This window comes from Nitratidesulfovibrio liaohensis (assembly GCF_011682075.1).
GTDB classification, from domain to species: domain Bacteria; phylum Desulfobacterota; class Desulfovibrionia; order Desulfovibrionales; family Desulfovibrionaceae; genus Cupidesulfovibrio; species Cupidesulfovibrio liaohensis.
The window spans coordinates 1-4,659 of record NZ_VSMK01000207.1; the positions used below are offsets into that span (position 1 = coordinate 1).

General features: G+C 67.2%; 4 protein-coding genes. All 4 read right to left on the minus strand.

Translation table 11 applies throughout. From position 1 onward, the window contains the following. The coding region (locus FVW27_RS08090) for a rod-binding protein (RefSeq protein WP_208294699.1) at positions 1 to 1,031 on the minus strand (1,031 nt) is incomplete at its 3' end. Between the two features lie 207 nt (positions 1,032 to 1,238). Then, on the minus strand, positions 1,239 to 2,363 hold the full coding sequence (locus FVW27_RS08095; RefSeq protein ID WP_167124203.1) for a flagellar basal body P-ring protein FlgI: 1,125 nt from the start codon (positions 2,361 to 2,363) through the stop codon (positions 1,239 to 1,241). 639 nt (positions 2,364 to 3,002) lie between these two features. Beyond that, positions 3,003 to 3,719, minus strand: a complete 717-nt coding sequence (locus FVW27_RS08100) for a flagellar basal body L-ring protein FlgH (RefSeq protein ID WP_167124205.1) — start codon at positions 3,717 to 3,719, stop codon at positions 3,003 to 3,005. A 51-nt stretch (positions 3,720 to 3,770) separates the two neighbouring features. After that, the coding region (gene flgA / locus FVW27_RS08105; protein WP_167124207.1) for a flagellar basal body P-ring formation chaperone FlgA at positions 3,771 to 4,659 on the minus strand (889 nt) is incomplete at its 5' end.

A 4,659-nucleotide genomic window follows, 5' to 3' on the forward strand; every position in this document is an offset into this window, starting at 1 on the left:
GCACCCGTGGGCACGGCAAGCGTGCGCGTGGCAGCGGGCGAGGCCACCCGCTTCATGGCTCCGGTGCGGTGCACGATGGGCGGCCCCATCTGGGCATCGCGCATGGGGCTGCGCACCTTGCGCGTATTCCCGTCCGCCACGGACGCGGAGGGCAGACCGTGCATGGCGCCGTCCTTGTCCCGCGCGGCACGGCGCTGGGCCCTGGTAACGGCTGCGGCCTGCCCGGCCTCGGCTGCGGCAGCCGGTACCGTGCCGGGTTGGGTGGCAACTACGCCAGTGGCGGCAACGGTGTCCGGGGGAGTAATTCCCGCTGCTGCCGCCGCTACGCCTGATGCCGCCGAGCTGGCTGCGTCAGCCGGGGATGCGGCGGCAACCTGACGCTCCAGTTCGGCCAGATGCTGCTGGACGATGGCCTGTCCTGCCTGATTTGCCGGTTCGGCCTGATTCGCCGATACGCTCTTCGCGTCCGTCCCGACCGCGCCTGGAGCCTGGGCGTCACTCGCCACGGGGGCTTCCGGACTGGCGGGCTCGTATATGGACGAAGTGACACCGGTCTTCCCGCCGACCCCGTTGATCCCGTTGGCCCCGCTCGCGCCCTCGGACGCGGTCGTGATCATGCGCGGCACCAGCGACACCGGCTTCACCGGCACCGGTTCGCGCACCGAACTGGGCGCCGTGGTGCGGCTGGCGTCGGTAAGCTTGGTGGAAAGCTGTTCATAGATCATGTCGGCCAACCCGATGCCCCCGGCGGAGGTCATCTTTTTGGCAAGCTCCTGATCGAACATGGACTGCCAGAATTCTTCTTCCTTGCTGTGCAGGTAGCCTTCCTTGGGCAGGGTGGCGCGCATCTGCTCCCACATCTTCTGCACGAAGATGGATTCGAACCCTTCGCACGCTTCGCGCAGCTTCTGTTCCTTGGACGGATCGGTGCGCAGGCGCTTGCGCAGGGCATCCATCTCGAGCTTGCGCTGGGTAAGCTCGTGCTGGGCCGAGGCGGCGGTGGCGAGTTTGGGATCGACGGGAGCAGTCATGGTTGCTGTCCTTCCGGCTGAACTGGAACCTCGTGCCTCTGCAACCGGGCAATCCGATTGGCTACGCGAGACTCCGGCACAAGAGGATTTTTTGTCTCTGCCGAGGAAGAACGCTCTTTTTGTGGAGGGAGCGTACTTTTGTGGTACCCGACCGGAACAAAAAAGCGTTCTGACGACGGCAGAGGCAAAAAGGCCCTTGTGCCGCAGCTAGATGACTTCGAGGTCGGCATGCAACGCCCCCGCCGTCTTCATGGCCCGAAGAATCGAAACCAGGTCGCGCGGGGTGGCGCCGATGGCGTTCAGGCCATCCACCAGTTCCTGCAAGGTGGCCCCTTCCATGAGCATCAGGCGGCGATTTTCCTCACGTACGTTGATGTCGGTGCGCGGCGTGGCCACCGTCTGCCCCTGGCTGAACGGGCCGGGCTGCGAAACGTCCATGCCTTCCTGCACGGTGACCTGCAGACTGCCGTGGGCCACGGCCACGCGAGAGATGCGCACGTCGCGCCCCAGCACCACGGTGCCGGTCTTTTCGTCCACCACCACCTTGGCCGGGCCATCGGGGGTCACTTCGATGTTTTCGATGGAGGCCATCAGCGGCACCAGGTTGCCCCGGTAGGCGGGCGGCACGTCCAGGGCCACGGTGGTAGCGTCCTGGGCCTTGGCGTAGCTGCCGCCCATGACCCGGTTCAGCCGCTCCACCACCTGCATGGTGGTGGAAAAGTCGGCGCTGGACATGTGCAGGGTCAGCGTATCCTGGCTGTTGAACTGGAAGGGAATGCCCCGCTCCACGATGGCCCCGCCGGGGATGGTGCCTACGGTGGTCACGTTCTTCTGGGCGCGGGCGGCCTGCCCTTCCACGGAAAAGCCGCCCAGGGCCAGCGGGCCCTGCGCCAGGCTGTACACCTTGCCGTCCACGCCCTTCAGCGGCGTGAGCAGCAGCACCCCGCCCTGAAGGCTGGTGGCGTCGCCCATGGACGACACGGTGACATCCAGGCGGGTGCCGGGTTTGGCGGAAATGGGCATGCGGGTGGTGACCATGACGGCGGCCACGTTCTTGGGCTTCATCTTGGTCTGGTCCACGGCCACACCCATGCGTTCCAGCATGTTGACCATGGAACTCATGGTGAAGGTGGAGTCCTTCTTGTCGCCCGTGCCGCCCAGGCCCACCACCAGGCCGTAGCCCACGAGCTGGTTGTCGCGCACACCGCCGAAGCTGGCGATGTCCTTGATGCGCACGGCCCCGGCGCCGCCCGGCAGGGCCAGCAGCCACAGGGCCGCAAGCAGCGGGACGACGAGAAGGCGGGCGGTAAGGGAACGAAGGCTGGGCGACATGGCGTTTCTCCGAAAATCCGGCTGCGCGGGGCAGCCCGTTACGCGGCGCCCCCCGAATGTACGCCGGACGGGCGAGAAGGGATGGGGCGCGCGGATTGCTGACGGTCAAGAAATAGGCATTCCGCAGGGCGCGGCACCGACGGGTATCCGACGGTATTTCGGCGCTGCCCATGGCTATTGCCAACACCGTGCCAGTGCGAAGGCGGCGATTCCGCCCGCAAGCAAGGAAAGTGGGGCCGCCGACGTGGCCGGGGGGGTCCTTCTCTCCTCATGCACAGCGCGTAGCGCGAACGCGGCAAGTCCGTTCGCAGGCGAGGAAAACGGAGCCGCCGCCGGGGGAGTGTACTCTTTGGTACTCGACCCCGGCGGCGGCGATGTTTGACGATGCATGCGGGCGGAATCGCCGTGCCTGGCAACACACGGGAAATGCGCCCGGCTGGCCCGCAGGCAAGGAAAACGGGGCCGACGACGAGGGAGTGTGCGTCTTCAGTCCTCACACGCGTCGCGTAGCGCGAACGCGGCAAGTCCGTTCGCAGGCAAGGAAAACGGAGCCGCCGCCGGGGGAGTGTACTCTTTGGTACTCGACCCCGGCGGCGGCGATGTTTGACGATGCATGCGGGCGGAATCGCCGCGTTCGCACTAGAAAGGCCAGACGTTGTCCATCAGGCGGGTGAACCACCCCGGCTTCTGCTTGTCCGCCAGGGTGCCCTTTCCGTAGTACTCGATGCGGGCGTTGGCCATCTGCGACGAGGTCACGGAGTTGTCCGAGGCCACGTCGCGGGCGCGCACCAGACCGCTGACCACGATGTACTGCGTCTCGTCGTTGACGCGGGTTTCGCGGGCGCCTTCCACTTCCATCAGGCCGCCGGGCAGCACGCGCAGCACGCGGGCGGCGATGGTGGTGGTGACGGTGCTTTCACGCTTGGTTTCGCCGGTGGCGGAATGCTTGGAGGTGGAGCTGGTGCCCAGGATGGGATTCGTGCCTACCAAGCCGCTGAACGGACCCGTGGGATTCATGGGGTTGATGGACGCGCTGGACTGCCCGAAGAAGGCGCTGACACCCAGTTCGTTGGTGGAGGTCTTGTCGGCGGTGGTGTCGGCCTTGTTCTTGGCCTTGTCGGTTTCCACCACCTTGACCAGCACGATGTCGCCCACCCGGCGGGCGCGGTTGTCGGAGAACAGGAACTCCGAGTCCGATTCGCTGTACAGCGATCCGGGGTTGGCGGCGGCGTCCTCGGGTTCGGTATAGGCCTGCGGCTGCGTGACCGGCGGCACCGGCGAAGGCTGCTGGCGGGCGGCATTGCACCCGGAAAGCAGCAGCATGGCGCACCCGGCGGCGAGCAGTCTGCGTTTCATGACGGTTCTCCTTGAAATTACGGATAAGGCGAACTTCTGCCGGGAGGCCCCTTACCGGGCCACCACCGTCCCCCCATCCTTAACCGCGGCATAGATCTGCCGCTTGCTTTGCATGTTGCGCACGGGAATGGTCTCGCCAGGGCCGCCGTCGGCCATGGCCTCGCCCTGTACCTGCAGGCGCACGGAACCGGATTCGTACAACACGGTCACCACGCTGCCGCGCCGCACGGTGGGCACGCCGGAAAGGTCGCTCTGGTAGATCACCTGGTCGGCGCCCACGGGGCGGGTCAGGCGCCACGGGCCGCCCAGGCCGTCCCAGGCGGGTTCGCGCAGGTAGGCCAGATTCTTGCGCACGCTGGTGATCTTGTCGGGGGTCAGCACGTCGTCCTTGTTCACGGGCTGGGCGGCGCAGGGCACGTCGGCCCACACGTCCACAAAGGCGGAACCGGTGAACTTGCGCACGATGCTGCCGTCCACCTCGCGCACGGCAAAACGCAGGGTGTTGCGGCCGGGGGCGGCCAGGGTGTTCTCCACCACCACCTGCTGCTGCGGATGGGCCAGAAAGACGTAGGGTGGCAGGCGATAATCCTGCATGGATGCTTCACCGGGCATGGCGGACAGCGCGGGTGTCAGAGCTCTGACGGCCAGGGCGCGCAGGTCGCCTTCGCGCAGCACCGCTCCGCCGCGCTGGAGCACCAGCGTGCCGGGGTACAGACACAGGGATTCGGTGTCGCGCAGGGCCTCGCGCAGGGCCTGTTGCAGGCGCGGGCGGTTGACGCTCATGGGGCGGCCCGGCTCGGTGGGGGACGGCCACAGGGGGGTGGCGGCCAGTTCGCGCCAGGCCTGCGGGGAAATGGGGCCCACCGGCTCCGCGATCTCGCCCAGGGTCACCGTGGCACCGGACACCACGGCGGCATCCAGCAGCCGGATGCGCCAGCCC

Excerpts from the sequence above, each read along its gene's own strand:
- FVW27_RS08095 (WP_167124203.1), bottom strand. The coding sequence starts at position 2,363 with ATGTCGCCCAGCCTTCGTTCCCTTACCGCCCGCCTTCTCGTCGTCCCG.
- FVW27_RS08100 (WP_167124205.1), bottom strand. The coding sequence starts at position 3,719 with ATGAAACGCAGACTGCTCGCCGCCGGGTGCGCCATGCTGCTGCTTTCC.